Origin of the sequence: Vallitalea guaymasensis (assembly GCF_018141425.1) — a bacterium.
In the GTDB taxonomy this organism is placed as follows: domain Bacteria; phylum Bacillota; class Clostridia; order Lachnospirales; family Vallitaleaceae; genus Vallitalea; species Vallitalea guaymasensis.
The window spans coordinates 4,987,710-5,007,321 of sequence record NZ_CP058561.1; the positions used below are offsets into that span (position 1 = coordinate 4,987,710).

11 protein-coding genes are annotated in these 19,612 nt (G+C 32.0%); 10 read left to right on the plus strand and 1 reads right to left on the minus strand.

Annotated features, from left to right (window positions below; genetic code table 11):
• Positions 1 to 86: 86 nt before the first annotated feature.
• From HYG85_RS21470 to hypD, 10 genes are all read left to right on the plus strand, one after another.
• Positions 87 to 1,421, plus strand: coding sequence for a diguanylate cyclase domain-containing protein (locus tag HYG85_RS21470; RefSeq protein WP_212691387.1), 1,335 nt, complete (start codon positions 87 to 89; stop codon positions 1,419 to 1,421).
• 110 nt (positions 1,422 to 1,531) lie between these two features.
• A complete protein-coding gene (locus HYG85_RS21475) occupies positions 1,532 to 3,142 on the plus strand; it encodes a response regulator transcription factor (protein ID WP_212691388.1) in 1,611 nt (536 codons plus the stop codon).
• Positions 3,132 to 4,916: a sensor histidine kinase gene (locus tag HYG85_RS21480; protein WP_212691389.1), complete on the plus strand. Its 1,785-nt coding sequence runs from the start codon at positions 3,132 to 3,134 to the stop codon at positions 4,914 to 4,916. The genes HYG85_RS21475 and HYG85_RS21480 overlap by 11 nt, the downstream gene beginning before the upstream one ends.
• A gap of 382 nt (positions 4,917 to 5,298) precedes the next feature.
• Entirely contained in the window at positions 5,299 to 6,210 is a 912-nt protein-coding gene (locus HYG85_RS21485) for an ABC transporter permease (RefSeq protein WP_212691390.1), read from the plus strand.
• 52 nt (positions 6,211 to 6,262) lie between these two features.
• Entirely contained in the window at positions 6,263 to 7,156 is an 894-nt protein-coding gene (locus HYG85_RS21490) for a carbohydrate ABC transporter permease (protein WP_113675337.1), read from the plus strand.
• A 79-nt stretch (positions 7,157 to 7,235) separates the two neighbouring features.
• A complete protein-coding gene (locus tag HYG85_RS21495) occupies positions 7,236 to 8,768 on the plus strand; it encodes an extracellular solute-binding protein (protein ID WP_212691391.1) in 1,533 nt (510 codons plus the stop codon).
• Positions 8,769 to 8,815: 47 nt separating this feature from the next.
• Positions 8,816 to 11,269 carry a carbohydrate-binding protein gene (locus HYG85_RS21500; protein ID WP_212691392.1) on the plus strand — a complete coding sequence of 818 codons (2,454 nt, stop codon included), beginning with the start codon at positions 8,816 to 8,818 and terminating at the stop codon, positions 11,267 to 11,269.
• Between the two features lie 73 nt (positions 11,270 to 11,342).
• Entirely contained in the window at positions 11,343 to 13,436 is a 2,094-nt protein-coding gene (locus HYG85_RS21505) for a right-handed parallel beta-helix repeat-containing protein (protein ID WP_212691393.1), read from the plus strand.
• A 234-nt stretch (positions 13,437 to 13,670) separates the two neighbouring features.
• Complete coding sequence (locus HYG85_RS21510; RefSeq protein WP_212691394.1) at positions 13,671 to 14,570, plus strand: trans-4-hydroxy-L-proline dehydratase activase; 900 nt, start codon at positions 13,671 to 13,673, stop codon at positions 14,568 to 14,570.
• A gap of 5 nt (positions 14,571 to 14,575) precedes the next feature.
• Positions 14,576 to 16,936 (plus strand): trans-4-hydroxy-L-proline dehydratase, encoded by a 2,361-nt coding sequence (gene hypD, locus HYG85_RS21515; RefSeq protein ID WP_212691395.1) that lies wholly within the window; start codon positions 14,576 to 14,578, stop codon positions 16,934 to 16,936.
• Positions 16,937 to 17,025: 89 nt separating this feature from the next.
• Here hypD and HYG85_RS21520 read toward each other — a convergent pair whose 3' ends face one another.
• Positions 17,026 to 19,500, minus strand: a complete 2,475-nt coding sequence (locus tag HYG85_RS21520; protein ID WP_212691396.1) for a glycoside hydrolase family 31 protein — start codon at positions 19,498 to 19,500, stop codon at positions 17,026 to 17,028.
• Positions 19,501 to 19,612 lie beyond the last annotated feature (112 nt).

Consider the following 19,612-nt stretch of genomic DNA (forward strand, 5'->3'; position numbering starts at 1 on the left):
GATCATGATGTTTATTCTTAATAGAGCAAAATTATTATGATTCTCTTTAACTTGTTTGTAGACTGATAAATACGGAGGGACAATACTTGAATCTAAAAACCAAGAGACAACATTTTTTCTACTCTATAAGTATAGGTGTCACCATAAGCGCAATTATTATGATATTACTTTTTTTAGCTATTGATACTATAGAAAATAAAGATAATCAAAGGCAGAGGTTAGAAGTTTTAGAAAGATTTCTTAGATATCAATCAAGAGCTGAGGCTACCATTAATGAGAGCATCAATTTATTGGAAGGGTATATGACATACATAAAAATCAATCCAGATATTTCTGAAGAAGATTCTAATAAATATCTAGAGGATCTATTATCACAAAAAGAAACACTTATAAGAAATATTGGGATTATGGAGGATACTACAATTATATGGAATTATCCCAAAGAAGGTAATGATAAAGTTATAGGTATAGATTTGACTGCAATTCCTAGTCAGAGGGATGATATACTTAAGGTGAAAGTAACATCAAGACGCTTATTTATTGGACCTGTAAATCTAGTACAAGGAGGAGTAGGGTTCATAGCTCGTTTACCAATAATCATTGATGGTGATTATTGGGGACAGACTAGTATTGTTTTGGATGGGGACAAGTATCTTGAATATATGGATACAATTGCAGAAGAATCAAAACTTAATGTAGCCATATATAATATGGAGGATTTTCCCATGAAGTCATTTCATGGTGACAGCGAAATAATTGACAGAGATGGTTTAGTTCTTAATATTGAAATTCTTAATAACAAATGGAAAGTGGTTATTGAGCCATTACAAGGATGGCAAAAGAATAAAACAATGATTTGGGCTTTTAGAGGGTTAAGTATATTAATCAGCCTAATAATTGGTGCCTTTATCCTTATGATCTTCAATACTAGGTACCAGTTGAACTATCAAGCCATGAATGATCAGTTAACGGGATTGAACAATAGATATTTTCTGGAGTACTATTATCAAACTATATTAAAAAAAGCAGAAGCGAATAATGAATTTATTGGTCTGTTTTTGATTGATATTAATCATTTCAAAGCCATAAATGATAATTATGGTCATAAGGTTGGCGATTTAGTCTTGATTGAATTCGCAAAGAGAATCCAAGCTATTGGAATTAATAAGAAAAGAGGATTTAGAATAGGTGGGGATGAATTCCTTATCTTAGTTTCCAATATAGATAAATTACAAGATTTAGAATATGCTTTTAGAATAATTAGGGCAGAGACATTATTCAGGTTCAAACATCAAGATATTGATATTGAGGTTGTACCTAGTATTGGGCTTGCTACTTATCCAATAGATGGTGAAACTCTGGAAAGAATCATGAATGTTGCAGATTCCAGGATGTATGAAGAAAAAAGGTTAACAAAATAATGTGATATGAGTAATATCAGATTTATATATTTGGTAATGAGACTACTGAAAAGATTAAACTTGCCAGTAGTCTTACTTATTAGACCATTAATGTAAAAGGGCGGGATTGTATGAACTACAAGCTTATTATTGTAGATGATGAAAAAGTAATTAGAGATGGAATGGCTAATTTGGTAGATTGGAATTCCATGGGTTTTACAGTAGTCAGAGCTTATTCTGATGGCAAAGATGTCATAAAGTATATAGAAAACAATCAACAAGTTGATATAATATTGGCAGATATCAAAATGACTTTTGTGTCTGGATTGGAGTTGGCAAAATATATACATGATAATAAATGTAATGCTAAAATAGTATTGATTAGCGGTTTCAAAGAATTCGAGTACGCTAAAAAAGCAATCGACTACGGAGTATTGCATTATTTAACAAAACCAATGTCATTAGAAGAAATAGCTAAGACATTTTCAACTATCAAAAATGAGTTAGATAAAGAATTTGAAAAGTTAAATAATATAGAAGAGGAAGTAAGCAGATTCGAGGAAGTGAGACCTTTATTGATTCAACAATTTTTCACGGATCTAGTATTGGGAGGGTTGATAGAACGTAACTTAATTATGGATAGACTACAGTTAATTAAACTGGACATTGATCCAGATACAACTTATTGTTGTACAATTGATGTACTTATAAAAAAGAATACTATAGGAAAATGGAAATACGATAAGAATCAATTCTTTGCTGCCATAAGTAATTTTATTCAAGGAGAACATAATCATATTCAATTCTATACAATCTATAATCAAGAAGAGATAATCAAGATAATAGGATTATCCTCATATTATGATGACACCCAGAAATTTCAAGAAAGTGTAACCATTCATCTTAAAAGTATTATGAAAACCATTAATTCTATGCTTAGTGTTGATATGGATATTGACATAAGTGGAGTATACAAAACAATCTTAGATATCACTAAGCATGATAGATTGGTGAAAAAAACACATTCTTACGATAATAGAAATAATGGTCTGCCAATAGGACATAGTGATTACCTAAAACTTATGGAACAGCAAAAGTTGATGATGTCTTATGTGAATATAGGTAATTTTGAATATGTAAGTAACATAATGGATAGCGTTATGAAAGAATTAGAGGATATTGATATTACATATGTGAAAAATTTCATAACAGATCTATTTTCCAGGTTTTTCTTCAATCTCCATGAGTTAGGCATTGACCTATATTCTATAAATAACGGTCAAGTTGACTATCACAAAATAATGTCCATGAAAAGTATGATGGAGATAAAATCATGGTGTAAACAAGTTCTAAGAGATATTATGGATATAGTCTCTAAGTATCAGCAATCATCACAAGCCCAGATAATTCAACAAGCCAAAGAATATATAAATAATAATTATAATCTAGATATTTCATTAGAACAAGTAGCGGATAAAGTATTTCTGAGCTCTGCTTATTTCAGTAGATTATTTAAAAAGATTGAAGGAGAAAGTTTCACAGACTATCTAATAAAAATTAGAATTGAAAAAGCAATGGAACTAATCAAAAATCCTCATTTTAAGACATATGAAATATGTGAAAAAGTAGGATATAAGAATAGCAGGTATTTTTCAAAATTATTCAAAAGAAATACAGGACTTACTCCATCAGAGTACAGAAAAAAGCTTATAAAGGTAAGTGGGGAAGAGGATGAAGAATAAAAGATTTTGGCATTACATCAGAAGTTATAGATTTAACAGCTTATTTTTTAAGAATCTTATTATTATTTTGATCATAATATTATCACCTCTTAGTGCTTTGGATTTAATACTTTATAAACATTTTGATAATGGAGTGCAAAAGGAAATAAAGGAAGCCAGTAATAATGAGCTATACAGGATATCTAATATTTTCAACAACATGTTCAATGAAATGTACCAGATATCAACCAAGATATTGGTGGATGATGATGTTATAACATTTTTCTATTCTGGAAGAGATCAATTGAATAATTTTGTGGCGTTAAATAATTCAATATTTAATACCATTAACAAAGTAAATAACTATGTCTATATGGATAATATATATTTATATGCTGAAAAAAATGAATATGTTATTTCACCTTATGGTGGACGAATGATTGAGTTATTTGCAGATAATCAATGGTGTGCAGAATATGAAAAAAATAAGGAAATCAAAAATCTTTGGGGAATGTCAAGGCAAAATGGGATGGAAGATTCTTATGCTAACTATTTGACAATATTCAAAAATGTATATTTGGATTATCCAGATTGTTCTGGAACCATTGCATATAATATCAATATTGAACGATTAATGGAAATAACTAATGGAACTATTAATCAAACAATTATTCTAACTGATAAAAGTGGTAGAATCCTATTCAATAACAACAATATGGACTCAGCTAATAAAAATATTAATGTTCTACCAACTTTTGACGACCTTAAACTTGAGGATAACGATAGGTATTCTTTAACAAAGGGCAAGGATAAAATGATAGTTTTAGTAGATCATTCTCCATATAACGATTTTGAATATATTCTAGCAATACCACTGAAACATTACCAAGACAAAATCGATAATTTCAGAAACTTGATTATCATGGTAATTGTATTGACTTTTGTATTTGCAATAATAATATCTTTTATTATCTCTATCAATGTTTTTGAACCAGTAAAAGTAATCTTATCTGTTATTGAAGATTCGGATGAGTACATTGATGATATAACAGTTGATGATACATCAAAATTAAATGAAATAAAGTATATTGTACAGAATATAAAAGGATATATTGATAATAATCAAAAACTGGGAAAAGAGTTGAAACGAAGATTACTTCTATTAAGAAAAACACAGATGGTTGCACTTCAATCCCAGATTAATCCTCATTTTTTACATAATACCTTAGAGACAATAAAATGGAAAGCTATAGGATTGACTAAAAGTGATAATGAGGTTTCTATGATGATTACATATTTATCAAGACTAATGAGAATCAGTATAGAAACAAATGATATTCTAACCAGTATCGCTGAAGAGGTTGAACATGCAAGACTATATTTAGAGATTCAGCAAATTAGATATGAAGATAAACTGGATATACATTGGGATATCAATGAGGAAATAATGAAGTATAAAATAGTGAAAATCACGCTTCAACCATTGATTGAGAATGCAATTTATCATGGTATAAAACCAAAAGAAGGCAAAGGGAAAATTATTATAAGGGGATACAAAATCAAAGACCAGATTATAATAGAACTTATTGATGATGGTGTTGGAATGAATCCTAGTATTCAACAAAAGATTAATAGATATAAGCCTTCAGATGATTTCATTGAAGATACTCATATAGGAGTAATCAATGTAAATAGAAGAATTAAATTAATATTTGGAGATGATTACGGTATTACTGTAAAATCCACCAAGAATGTAGGTACTTCATTACATATTAAATTACCTGCACAGTTATAAGTAGAATGATAGAGATTAATAGGATTCTCCTTGAATTGAAGATATTTTATGAAATAAATATTGGGCTGTCTTGCAATACATTATTATGGTAATAAGCCTTGCTTATTACTAAATAGAGTCAATCCCATTGTACTCTATAGATAAATTGTATTGAGAGAAAGCCCTTTTTTTATTAGATCCAGTTGAACATTATCAAGTGGTTGAATCAAATATATTATAAAGTCATTATATATGATATGAAAGTCATTATAAGTGCACAGCATAGTCAGGTAGGTATTTTAGGTATACTAAAAATCATTACAGTGTTATTGGTTTTACATATGGAATCAGTATAATAATAAGAGTAATTTAACTAAATCAGGCAGCGAAAGTGGTGTTATTAATGTTTAAGAAAAATAAGTTTAAAAGCCAAGTCGAATTTTTTAGTATGACCTTACCGGTGATTATTCATATCTTCATATTCTGTTATATACCTATGGTTGGGATAATAATAGCATTCAAAGATTTTAGATATGATAAAGGTATTTTTGGAAGTGAGTGGATTGGATTTGAGAATTTCAAGTTCTTCTTTTCATCTCAGGATGCGTGGAGAGTAACCAGAAATACTGTTCTAATGAATATAATATTCATAATAACTAATTTGATTGTTTGTGTAGTTGTAGCCATATTAATGTATCAGTTGACCAATCGGGTGTTTGTTAAATTCTATCAGACAACTATGATTTTACCACATTTCTTATCTTTTGTAGTTGTTGGTTTCATGACATATGCTTTACTGAATCCAGTTCATGGAGTACTTAATCAAATGTTGATTTCTATGGGTTTTGAACCAGTAAATGTATATACATCTCCAAAGTATTGGCCTTTTATATTACCTCTGATAAATATTTGGAAAACCGTTGGAATGGGAAGTGTCATCTACTATGCAGCGCTAATGGGAATCAACAAAGAATATTTGGAAGCAGCAGCTATTGATGGTGCTAATAAATGGCAGGTCACCACTAAGATAATTATTCCATTTCTAGTACCTGTAATGACGATTTTGACTATATTGGCAATAGGAAACATATTCCGTGCTGATTTTGGAATGTTCTATCAGATTACAAGAAATTCATCACTCCTATATGAAACAACAGATGTAATAGATACATATATTTTCAGGGCATTGAGAAAATTTGGTGACATTGGTATGTCATCTGCAGTTGGTTTATATCAATCCTTTGTAGGATTCATTCTTGTAATTGTAGCAAATACCATAGTTAAAAAAATTGATAAAGATAGTGCCATGTTCTAGATGGAAGACTATACGATAATAAAACCCTTAATTAATGAAAGGAGCATAAGAAATGATTCAATCAAAAAATGGACAAGTGGTTCAAAAAATAATTACTCATGCTGTATTAATAATTATCAGTGCTACTTGTTTATTACCATTCATCTTGCTTATATCTGTTTCATTATCTTCAGAACAAGATATCTTGAATTATGGATATAGATTGATACCTCATAAAATAGATTTTACAGCCTATAAATACGTTTTTGAAAATTCAAAAGAACTTATAAGGTCGTATGAGGTTTCCATTTTCATAACAGTTGTAGCTACTGTTATCAGTGTGTTTTTAAAATTACTTGCGGCATATCCACTATCTCAAAAAGCATTCAAGTGTAGAAAAGTAATCATGTTCTTTATTTTCTTTACTATGCTATTCAATGGTGGTCTAGTTCCATCATATATTCTGATAAGCCAATATCTAAACCTAGATAATACTATATGGGTTATGATTATACCTCAATTAGTGTCTGCATGGGACATTATAATAATGAGGACATTCTTACAAAGAATACCAGTTTCCTTATTTGAAGCTGCAAAAATTGATGGAGCTAATCAGTACAAGATATTTATTAGGATTGTTATACCATTATCTAAGCCAATAATAGCAACTATAGCATTGTTCACATGTTTGGCTAAATGGAATGATTGGTTTACTGCATTATTATACATAAGAGATTCACAATTGTACCCTCTTCAATACCTTTTACAAAGAATATTAATGGATTTACAATTCTTGATTGATCATGCTCAGAATGCACCAGCAGGTATGGCAGATTCATTAAAGATACCAGGGGAAAGTATGAGAATGGCAATGTGTATCTTGGCGGCAGGTCCTATGGTCTTCATTTTTCCTTTCTTCCAGAAATATTTTGTTAAAGGAATTACCATTGGTTCTGTTAAAGGATAGAAAATTTGATATAATAGATATTTCAGCTTATTAGCTTAAATATAAAATAATTAACATTAAATATAAGGAGGATTTTAAGATGGGAAAATTAAAAAAATATGGGATACTACTATTAGTTGTTACTCTATTTGCAAGTACTCTAATTAGTGGATGTAAAAGTAAAACAGATAGTGTTAAGACTAATACAGATTCTACAAAAACAGATGCAGAAAAAGATGGTGAAAAAACGAAACCTGTAGAGATTTCATGGTATTATCCAGGTGAAAAGCAAGAAGACGAACAAAAAGTATGGGATAAAATTAATGAATTATTAATAGAAAAACATAATATCAAAGTAGACTTCAAAAGACTTGATTGGGCAGCATATGATGAGCAAATTAAAATGGCTATTGCTGCAAATGAAGAATTTGATATTTGTTTCACTGCCAACTGGTCTAATAATTTTTATAACAATGTTTCTAAGGGAGCATTTTTACCACTTGACGATTTGTTGAAAAATGAAGTACCGGATTTAGTGAAAGCACTTCCAGAATTTTTATTGACTGCCTCAGAATATCAAGGAGAAATCTATGCAATTCCTAACTATCAATCTATTTTCACTCAATGGAGTTTGACAGTACAGAAGGATTTAGCTGATAAATATGGATTGGATTTGGAACAATTCAAGACAACTACTGATATACATGAACAAATGAAAATGATAGAGCCATTTTTACAAAAAATCAAAGAAAATGAAAAAGACCTCTATCCAATTGAAGCCAATGGAGCATATACTCAATTAGTGACAGAGTGGATTCCTGGTACTAATGCAACGATTAAATCAGGTTCGGATGAACTTAAGGTGCTTACATATGAAGAAATGATTGAAGTACTTAAGCCTTATCGTGATCTATACCGTGAGTGGTTCAAAAAAGGTTATCTAAGACCTGATGTAGCAACAATCAAAAAAGAAGATAGAGCAGATAAGAGTAATTTGAAATATGCAGTATGGTGGGAACCATATAGTCCAACAACAAAATCAGCAGCAGAAAATAAATATAAAATTGGTTGCGAAGTTATTCCAGTAGGAATTCCTTTCATTGCTGCAAGAGCTGGAGATGCTACCATGAATGCAATCAGTAGAAATTCAAAACATCCTGAAGCTGCACTCAAATTCTTAGAGATACTTAATACAGATAAAGAAATCTATAATATGCTTTGTTTTGGTATTGAAGGAGAACATTATAAAAAAGTGGCAGAGAATAGAATTGAGACTGTAGAGGATTCAAAATATTTCCCTAATTCATCATGGATGTTCGGAAACGTATTCAATTCATATTATGTTCAAGGACAAGATGATGGAGTATGGGAAGCAACTGAAAAAATGAATACAGAGTCAAAGGTATCCCCATTGAGAGGTTTTGGAGCTGACCTTAGTTCAATTAAAAATATTCTTCCACAGGTTGCTGCAGTAAGTGATGAGTTTAGAAATATTGAATTTGTTTATGTAGATGAACAAGATAAATATGATACTTTATTAAAAGAAGCTAAAGAAAAAATTGAAAAAGCTGGTTATAATGAAGTTGTTGAAGAATTACAGAAACAAATTGATGAGTGGAGTAAGAACAAGTAATAGTATTTTTATGTTGATTCAAAAATAAAATATGGATGGTGGAGCAAATGAAAAAATTTGTTATGTCAGTGTTAGTTATTGTATCAACTCTATTTTTCTCTAATCATGTTTATGCACAAACCATAGATGTAACACAATATGGTGCAACTGCAAATGATGGCAATGATGATATAGCTGCAATAAATGCAGCTATAGATGCAGCCGTGGAAGGTGATACTTTGTATTTGCCAGAAGGTACATATAATATATCCAGTCCAATCAAACTAAAGAGTGGTATACATATTATTGGAGAAAGTCAAACAGGAACTATTATTAAATATATAGGTACCCATGAGCCTTCGTATCTAAGAAAAGATAGTCAAGGAAATACTATTCAACATTATGGTATGATTTCTCTTATAGATAACACAAACAATGAAATAAGTTATATAACCATAGATGGTAATAATAATCATTATGCTAACAATGGTATATATGGAGAGAACAGTACCAATCTAAATATTCATCATATTACAATAAGGGATTTTGCTGATACATCTGATGCTTTTGGTCCTCATGGTATTTTTTTTACAGGATATAATGACCCTGCTTTAATAGATGGTGTGGGTAACAGTATAATCTCAGATTGTAATATTGATAATATTGGAATAGATAATACTTGGGGAGCAGGTATGAGAATTGCATGGCGTTCAACAGGAAATAAAATTCTTAATAACACTATTTCCAATACAGGACGTGGAGGAATACTATGTAATAATGGTTCAAGTGATTTAGTTATACAGAATAACACTATTACCGGTTCAGGTCAAAAAGCAGAAGGGCTAGGGATAGAATTATGGTCAGGTTGTGACAATTCACTTGTTGAAGATAACAATGTAGACCACTGGGTCAGTATTGATGGTGCAAGTGGTGTTGCTGTCAGGAGAAATACTGTTAGTGATACTTCTGGTATCTATAAATTTGGCGGTTTAGAATTTGTTGGTTCAAGAGACTGTGTTTTAACAGATAATCTAGTTGACCAAGGACAAAATATAGGTATAACAATATCTAATAATCATGAAAAGAGATATTCCTTCTTTGGATATAATACAATTATTAATTGTAATCAAGCAGGAGTGCAGATTCAAGGGGAAGACTTATATGCTAAATATCTATATTTCTATAGAACTAATTTTATTGGAACATTAAAGGATAGTACTTCACTATGGCCATCAAGTGCAGGTGTTGGTGTGAAGTTTAATGGAAACAATACATATATTAATTTTGAAGATTGTAATATTGGAGGAAATGCAAGTGATGGTGTACAATTCCAAAGTTACAATAACGATCAATTAAGCTTTGTTAATTGTAATATATATGGAAATGGAGGAAAGGCTTTTGGTTATTATGGAGGTTATAATTCATTGGAGTTTGATAACAATTCAATTTATGATAACAGTTCCAATGGAATACCTTCAGAAAAGAATTTCAATAATCAGAAACCAGTAGCTGTAATAAATTGTTCTGATTTCGGAAATGTTGGTCAACAAGTTCAATTTTCTAGTGATTCTTATGATACTGACGGAAATATAAGCCATGTTTTATGGGATTTTGGAGATGGCGTTCCATCTACTTCCACAAATGATACTTATACCTATGATAAATCAGGTTATTATCGTGTAACTTTGGTGGTTTGGGATAATAATGGAAGAGCATCAAGAGCAGAAAAGATAATCACAGTAGGTACACCTATGCTCACTGGAAATGCATATTCTGTAATAGAAGCAGAAGATTATTCGGCATTAGATGGTGTGCAGGATAATGTTACTGGTATAGGAAGCTGCGACGATTCTGATTGGATACGTTACGATAATGTTGATTTTGGAATAACTGGTGCTGTGGAATTCATAGCTAACGTAGCAGTTGATTCTGCTTTCGCAGGTAATCAGATTGAAGTTAGACTTGACCATGCTAATGGTGAGAAAATAGGTGCGTTAACAGTAGCTGATACAGGTGGATGGGGCAATTTTAATCAACAAAGTATATTTGTAAGAAGTACAAAAGGGGTTCGTGATGTCTATCTGGTATTTAGAGGTGGGCATGGTGTATGCAACTTAGACTGGTTTAATTTTAGGGCATTGAGAAGTTTAGATGATTATATAGAAGCAGAGGATTATAGTGCTGATCGGGGTATATTAAATGGAGGTACTTGCATCGGTGAATGTGATGATGGTGATTGGGTCAGATATGATAATGTAGATTTTGGTATATCTTCAATGAGTCATTTTATCGCCAATGTGGCTGTTGACCCTGTTTTTGCAGGTAGTGATATTGAAATCAGACTAGATGGTATAAATGGTAAGCATATAGGTACATTGACTGTGACTGATACAGGTTCATGGGGTACTTATGTAGAGCAAAGCACATCAATATCTGGCGTGATAGGGCTTCATGATGTTTATCTAGTCTTTAAAGGTGGTCATGGAGTATGTAATTTAGATAGATTCAGATTTATTGATTAACATATTAATTATTTTGATTATAGTTAGAGAGAAGATAATCAAGAGTTTCAGAGATTAGTGGAGGAATATTATAATGAGTCAAAGAAATGAATATTATGTTTCTTGTGATGGTAATGATTCATGGGATGGAAGTAGACCTGTATTTTCTGGGGATGATGAAGGTCCATTTCGAACAATCAAGGCAGCGAAGGATTCTGTTAGACAATTAATTGAAGATGGTCTTAATTCAGATGTCATCATTAACATTAGAGGAGGTAATTACTATCTTGATGAAACCCTTATTTATAACGAATTAGATTCAGGTACAGAAGATTATAGAATAATATATAAAAACTATGATGAAGAGAAACCAGTTCTAAGTGGGGGAAGGTTGGTTAGTAATTGGCAGCACTACAAAGGCAATATTTATGTTGCAGAAATAGGAAAAGATATTTGTCCATATTCTCTATTTGAAAATGGTAGAAGATGTATATATGCTAGATATCCGAAGAATGGATATAATAATGCCATCATGTGGGAAGATGCTCCTATGGAGAGTTTTCAATATGGGAAACAGGATTTGCCTACAATCCTTGATAAAGATGATCTACAGGTATATATATGGCCAGGTGGTATGGAAGGAGATTGGAATTGGTTTACCAATACAATTAATATTTCTTCTATAGACGAAAAGAATAGAATTATCAAATTACAAGAAGCTGCTTCATATGAACTTGGAACTGGTTCAAGATATTATATCCAAGGAGCATTGGATCTGCTAAGTGAACCAGGAGAGTTTTATTATGATAAGAAAGAGGGCAGATTATATTATTATCCCTATACTGCACCTATAGAAGAACAAAATATTGTCATACCGGTTATGAATGAAATCATAAGTTTTCAAGGCGAATCCATTGATAAAACAGTAAAGAATATTAGTTTGCAAAATATTGAAATCAGGTATACTGACAGAAAAGAACAGCTTACTAAAGTAGTAACTTCAGATAGTTTCAATAATGATGGAACCATATGCATTGAGAATGGAGAAAATATCGAAATTAAGTATTGCAGAATATGTAATACTGGTTCTCATGGTATTTATTTAAAGGGTTATGCTCAAAAGAATTTGATTTATGGAAATAAGTTCAATGATATCGGTGAAACTGGTGTATACATAGAAGGTATTAGAAAGCCTGAATATTTTGTCAGCAGAAATAATCAGATTGTCAACAATGATATTAGTGATACTGGAAAAAATGTTGGACATGGTGCAGGGATACAATTATATCAAAGTGGAGAAAATACAATCGCTCATAATAGAATAAGAAACACACCAAGATATTCAATCAGCCTGAAATCAATATCAATACTTGAAGACGAGTTAAGTAATTCATATGAGACAAAAGATAATACATTATATTCAGGATATAATGTCAAAAATATTATTGAGTATAATGATCTAGCACATGCTAACACTGATTCACAAGATACAGGTGTCATTGAAATGTGGGGTGGAGGCTCTAGGAACATTATAAGAAATAATTACATTCATGATAGTAATGTTAATTTTTCTTTTGGGTTTGGGATATATCTTGATGACCGGGCTGATTTCTGTCTTGTAGAGAATAATATTATTGAAGGACTTCAGAAAAAAGGTAATGGTAAACTTCTATATGCCATATATGCAAAAGGCTTGAATGATAGGATTATCAATAACGTTATAATAAATAACAATGTCTTTAGAGCAGCTATAGGTACTTTTGAAATGGTATATCCTAATGTTGATATTGAGATTGAACGGAATATAATTTTTGAATCTGGAGATATATATTATTTCCAAAACTGGGATGACAAGAGATTTTCCAAATGTGACTATAACCTTTTCTACAGTACACAAGGCAGATATGGAATATTGAATGAAATAAGAGATGTACAGAGTGGTAACAAAGAATTAGGTGGTGTTGAGAGTATAAAATGGGAAACTTACAGTCTGGAAAAATGGATAGGAATGTTTGATGATAAATTTGATTCTCATTCAATAATTGGTAATCCACAATTTAGAGATATCAATAATAAAGATTTCAGACTTTCACCAAACTCTCCAGCTTATAAACTAGGTTATGAAGACATTGATTTCTGTAATATAGGATTAAAGGAAGATTTTCCAGAAATCAATAAAAGTAACTAGGCTATAATTGAATTATTGATGTAACAAGGCAAAGGGCATCTTACCTAGAATTTATCTATGGTAAGACTGCCCTTTTATTTAATTAAAATAAGGGGATCAGCTAAAAATAATTAAGTTTTATTCTTTTTGGAGATTAATATAAATATCCATAGATTTTTATTGTAAACATGATATAATGGCATATATATAAATAGGAATAGTATAGTCTGATTCTTGTTATAAGGAAGTGATTTAATGACAGGTACTATAATGAATATTCAAAAATACTCTGTTCATGATGGTCCAGGAATTAGAACAACAGTATTTCTAAAAGGATGTCCATTAAGATGCTGGTGGTGCCATAATCCAGAGAGTCAAAAGTATAAACATGAAATAATTTATTTCAAAGATAGATGTTCTGCTTGTGGAATTTGTGAGGAAACATGTTCCAAGGAAGCTATTATAATACAAGATTTACAGGTAATCATTGATAAGGAAAGATGTGATTTGTGTGGTAAGTGCACAGATTTTTGTCCTAATAATGCCCTAGAATATGTGGGTAGGGATATAACTGTCAGAGACCTCATGAAAGAAATTGAAAAGGATCATGTTTTTTATGAAGAATCTGGTGGAGGTGTTACGTTCTCAGGAGGAGAACCAATGGTTCAATCAGATTTTCTTGATAAAATGTTACGAGCTTGCAAGGAGAAGGATATACATACAGCTGTAGACACAAGCGGCTACGGTAAATGGGAGGATTTCAGTAAAATATTAGACAAAGTTGATTTGTTTTTATATGACCTCAAATTAATTGATAATCAGAGACATAAGAAGTACGTTGGTATATATAATGAAGAGATACTTGATAATTTACGAAGATTATCTGATGCAGGTGCAGACATATTTGTCAGGATGCCCATTATCAAAGGCATCAATGATGATGATGAACAGATTAGTGCTTCCATTCATTTCTTATCAGGTCTTCGTATTCTACAAGTTAATCTGCTCCCTTATCATAAAATGGGTATGGATAAATATAAAAACCTTGGATTACAATATAGATTAACAGGGATGGAAAGACCTTCAGATACTAGAATGAATGATATAGCAATGAAATTTGATAAAGCTGGTATAAAGGTTAAGATAGGAGGGTAAATATTATGATAACAGAACGAGTAAGAAAACTTAGAGAGCAAAGCGTAAATGCAATACCTTATATCTCAATGGAAAGGGCAGAAATAGTTGATGCGGTTTATAAAGAGTATGAAGGAAGTGTATCAATACCAGTTCTAAGAGGTATGGTATTGAAAGAATTAATGACTCATAAAAAACTTTGTATCAATGACGGAGAACTTATTGTTGGAGAAAGAGGGGAAAAACCTGCTGGAACACCAACATATCCAGAACTATGTTGTCATACTGTGGAAGATTTTCAGGTTATGAATGATCGAGAAAAAATCACATTCAAAACATCAGAAGAGTCTAGGAGGATACAGCAGGAAACTATTATTCCTTACTGGGAAAAAAGGTCTATGCGCCATCACATCATAAACAACATGACACAAGAGTGGAAAGAATGCTATGAAGCAGGAATTTTCACAGAGTTTATGGAACAAAGAGGACCAGGACATACAGTTGCTGATGGTAAAATCTATAAAAAAGGTTTTATGGATTTCAAGAAAGAGATAGAAGATTCAATAAGTAAACTGGACTTTTATAATGATGATGAGGCTCTAGATAAGAAAAATCAACTTATGGGTATGAGCCTTGCTTGTGATGCTATCATGATTTTGGGTAAACGCTATGGTGAATTAGCCAAAGAGTTGGCTGATAAAGAAGATGACCCTGTGAGAAAAGAGGAACTGCTGCATATCGCTCATACATGTAATCATGTTCCTGCATATGCACCAAGAAGCTTTGAAGAAGCTCTGCAAATGTATTGGTTCGTACATCTGTGTGTTATTTCCGAGCTCAATCCTTGGGATGCTTTTAACCCTGGTAGACTGGACCAACATCTTTATCCGTTTTATAAGAAAGAGATTGAAGAAGGAAATTTGAGCCGTGAAAAAGCGGAAGAACTCTTACAATGTTTTTGGGTAAAGTTCAATAATCAACCAGCTCCACCCAAGGTTGGTATTACATTAAAAGAAAGTGGAACGTATACAGACTTTGCTAACATCAATTGTGGAGGATTAAGAGAAGATGGTTCAGATGGTGTCAATGAAGTAAGTTACATATTACTTGATGTCATAGATGAAATGAAATTATTACAACCAAGTTCCAATGTGCAAATAAGTAAGAAAACACCACAAAGATTTCTTAAAAGAGCTCTAAAAATAGTTAGAAAGGGTTGGGGGCAACCTTCACTATTTAATACAGATGTAGTCATACAGGAAATGCTGCGTGCTGGGAAGACTGTAGAAGATGCAAGAAATGGTGGTACTAGTGGTTGTGTAGAAACAGGAGCATTTGGAAAAGAAGCATATATTCTTACTGGATACATGAATCTGCCTAAAATATTAGAAATTACATTGAATAATGGTATAGACCCAATGACAGGCAAAAAGCTAGGTATTGAAACAGGGGATCCAACAGATTTTGAAAGCTATGAAGAGTTATTGGGTGCTTATAAAAAACAACTAAAACATTTTGTAGATATAAAGGTAAAAGGAAATAGAGTAATAGAGAGATTGTATGCTACAAAAATGCCTGTACCGTTTTTATCGGTTATCATAGATGATTGTATAATAAATGGAAAAGATTATAACTCAGGTGGTGCAAGATATAATACCACATATATTCAAGGAGTAGGTATCGGTAATATCACAGATATATTATCTTCTATTAAGTACAATGTATTTGATTACAAGAAATTGACTATGGATGCGCTCTTAGCAGCTACAAAAGCCAATTTTACAGGGTATGAAGGTATATTGAACTTAGTGAAGAATAAGACACCTAAATATGGTAATGATGATGATTATGCTGATAATATCATGAGTGAGGTTTTCCATGCTTATTATGCTGAAGTTACAGGCAGACCTAACGGTAAAGGTGGCGTTCATAGAATAAATATGCTTCCAACCACATGCCATGTATATTTCGGTGAAGTTATGGGAGCTACACCTGATGGCAGATTAGCCAATAAACCTCTTGCAGATGGTATTTCACCATCAAAGGGAGCGGACACAAATGGTCCTACTGGGGTAATTAAGTCAGCTTCTAAAATGGATCATGTCATAACAGGAGGAACATTATTAAACCAGAAATTCACACCATCCCTTCTTGAAGGAGAAGAGGGGTTAGATAATATAGCACATCTGGTAAGGGCTTATTTTAGACTAGATGGTCATCATATTCAATTTAATGTTATAAGTAAGGAAACCCTTTTAAAAGCTCAGGAGAATCCAGATGCTTATAAGAATCTTATTGTAAGGGTTGCAGGTTACAGTGATTATTTCTGTAATCTTAGTAAAGCGTTGCAAGATGAGATTATAGAGAGAACAGAACAATCTTTCTAGATGATTGTTCTAAAGGATTAGAAATCAAGTAAGGGGCTTACGGATAATCATGCCATTACAAAAATGTATTATCCGACAGCCCTTTTTATTTAGAAAGTTACCTGTATTTCATTACCATCATAATTAATAATTTTGTCTGTATTTATTTGTTTATCAATACCTGTTCCATGACCTTTTGATACAATTACTATTTTAAATTGCCTGTATGATGACATTCCCTTATAGGAGCCTTCACGGTTACCAATGATTAATGTTTTATTATCATCTAACCATTTTAAATTAATGAGTGAATAAGAACCGTTTTCATAGTTGTAATTATCTCCCTCATCTTCATAAACAGTAAAACAAGAGTCAGAACCAATATATATCCTTAATTCTATTGGAGCATCTAATTGTTCATCTGTATATTGAACAACAGGTCCCATAGGTATAATAGAGCCAGCACGTATATAGATAGGCATAATATCTAATGTTGCCTTAGATTCTATAATCTGTCCACCTTGATATTGTTTTCCAGTCCAAAAATCATACCAATCATAACCTTTTGGAAGGTAGACCTCACGAGTTTTTTCTATACCTGACAACTTTTTAGAATTTTTTCCATAATACATAGGCTTAGTTATAGGATTAATCATAATAGATGGACCGAACATGAATTGGTCAGCTATATTATACACATTATTATCATCTCTATAATCAAAGGCTAATGACCTCATTATTGTGTAGTTATCAAATGTGACCTTTCCAGCTAAGGAATATATGTAAGGCATAAGTCTGTATCTAAGATTATCAAATTTGACTAGAGTATCATAAAATATGGAACCAGGTTCTCCGAACTGCCATATTTCTCTTGGTGTATCTGTTCCATGGGAGCGAAACATTGGTAAGAATGCTCCATATTGAAACCAGCGTACATATAATTCACGGTATCCAAGATCGTTACATCCATTATCATATTCACCAGCAAGAAACCAAGGTGCTGGAATATTCTTATCATCGCACCATCGACACCATTTGCTCTTTCCACCAACAAAGAAAGCGCCTATGTCAAGAGTCCAATATGGCTCACCGGTTACACAGAAATTAAGACCTGCTGGTATCTGTTTCCTTAATGTATCCCAACTTGAAGCTATGTCTCCCGACCATGTTATAGCAGCATATCTATGTTGTCCTGCGTAAGCAGAACGTGTCAAATTGACAACCCTCTTATGGTCAGTTGTGTTTCTTTGACCTTCATATATACCTTTACAGTGTAATAAGGAATAAGCATTTATGTATTCTGGGTCAAGATATTTTTTAGCTTCCTGGGTATTTATATTCATTCGCTCTTCTGGTTCGGGTTTTAGTTCGCCCTTCCAATCAGCTTCAAAAGGCTCAGTACAATCGCACCACCAAGCATCTGTCCCATGTGAAAATATACCGTCATTAGCTTGATTCCAATATAGTTTACGTGCTTTTTCGTCAAAGGCGTTATAATTGGCTTGATTCCCCAGTAAAAATCCTTTACTAGACATTTCTGAATGATTATTACTTCCAGATGCCATAATAGGCCATATTGAAACCATAAGTTTTGTATTCATATCATGAAGCTGACTCATCATTTCAGTAGGATCAGGAAATCTCTCAGGGTCAAAAGATTTTTGCCCCCATTGTCCATCAGTCCAAGAACGCCAATCAAGGACAATCAAATCAAGAGGTATTTTACGCTTTCTGTATTCTTTTACTATTGAGACCAATTCTTCCTGTGTTTTATATCTCTCTTTGGATTGAACATAACCATATGCCCAACGAGGTAACATAGGAGTATTTCCAGTTAATTCTCTGTAACCATTTATGATCTCATCAAATTCAGGACCATAGATAAAGTAATAATCCATTTCATCATCCACATCTGTCCAGATATAAGAACCATACATATCATCATGGAATGTCATTAATGAGTAGCTGTCAACTAGAATGCCATATCCTTTTGTAGAAACTAACATAGGAACAACAGATTTCATATTCTGCTGATACAAATATTGATGGTGACCTCTCAGGTTCATGATTCCTTCTTCGTGGGAACCAAGACCATAGATAGCTTCTCCATCTTCCCAAATGAATTCTAATTTAGTATGATAGGCTTTACGGTCAATTATTTTTTTATAATCAGTTGCATTGGATCTGATTCCATCAACACTTTGTGTAGCTCTTATTTGTGTTGATTCATCAAATACAGTTTTTACAACATCAATTGATTCCAAACTTTTTCCACCATGAGCAGGTTCTTTTGTTAGCAGATTCCCTAAGCTGTCATAATAGGTGAATGCTCCTGTATGCTTATTAATATCAATTTGTAAAGCTTTTGTGATGAATGTTATTTTGTCATGAGATTCTTTTAATGACCAGTTTGCACAAGTATCTTCTTCCCATATAATCATGAGACTATCTTTAGGGGAAAAATGCTTTTCTCGACTATAGGTAATTCTGACAATTGAATCTGAATATGGTATAAGTCTAATTTTCCCACAATCAGTATTTAGTAAGAGATATTCATTAACCTTCTTATAACTTGTTATTATCATTTTCTAAGCTCCTTACTATTAACATTTTAATGATGGATTCTATGATTAAGATAATTATATATCTATATTAAAAAGGATACTAATAACATTTTGCTGACAAATAACACAATAT